Source organism: Acidovorax sp. KPB24-03, from assembly GCF_057546605.1.
Genome location: NZ_BAAJYR010000838.1, coordinates 1 through 769, shown reverse-complemented (window position 1 = coordinate 769; position 769 = coordinate 1). Strand labels below are relative to the sequence as shown.

1 protein-coding gene is annotated in these 769 nt (G+C 75.4%); it reads right to left on the bottom strand.

Annotated features, from left to right (window positions below):
- Nucleotides 1–705: PepSY domain-containing protein (locus tag AC27KI_RS26350; RefSeq protein ID WP_487116822.1), on the bottom strand; the 705-nt coding region annotated here is incomplete at its 3' end.
- Between the last annotated feature and the right edge of the window lie 64 nt (nucleotides 706–769).

The window sequence follows — 769 nt, the reverse complement described above, 5'->3', positions numbered from 1 at the left end:
CTGGGCGGCGGCCGCTTTCGCCCCGCGCGCGGGGCGCAGCCGCCAGGCCATCCAGCCCAGCAGGGCACCGGTGGCCAGGAACGACAGGTCCATGCCGGCCCACACCCATTCGCCGGCCGGCAGCGTCACGCCCAGGTGGGTGTGCGTGGTGAAGGCGTTCAACACCGGCAGCGCGGCGAACACCGCGCCCGCCAGGCCCAGCAGCACGCTCCAGCCCCAGCGGTCCGGTCGCACGATGCCGATCAGCAGGGCCAGGCCCCACGCGCCGAAGAAGCACGACAGCTCGGCATCGGCCCGGCCTTCCAGGTCCAGCGGCAGCAGCCGGTTGGAGGCCAGGAACACGCCGGTGGCCAGCGGCAGGCCGCCCAGCAGGGCCACGTTGAGGCTGGCCACCAGGCGCTCGCCGCGCCGCAGCGGCGGCGCGGCGGCGCCCTTGCGCTGCGCCTGCTGGCGGCGCTTGACGCTCCACAGCACCATGCCGGTGGCGATCATCAGGCTGCCCAGCACACCGAAGCCGAACAGGCCCCAGCGCATGCCCGGCCCGGCGAAGCGCGCCAGGTGCAGGCCATAGAGCACGCGGTAGGTGCGCAGGGCGGGCGAATCGGGGTCGATCAGCGCGAGCGTCTCGCCGGTGGCGGCATCGAAGCGCATGCGGGCGGGGCCGTACTGCAGGCGGTCGCCGTCGTGGCGGGTGACCTCGATCACGCCCGGTCGCCGTCGCGGCGGGCGCTGAGCCCGCCGATGCGCGCATCGCCCCAGGTGCGGTGCG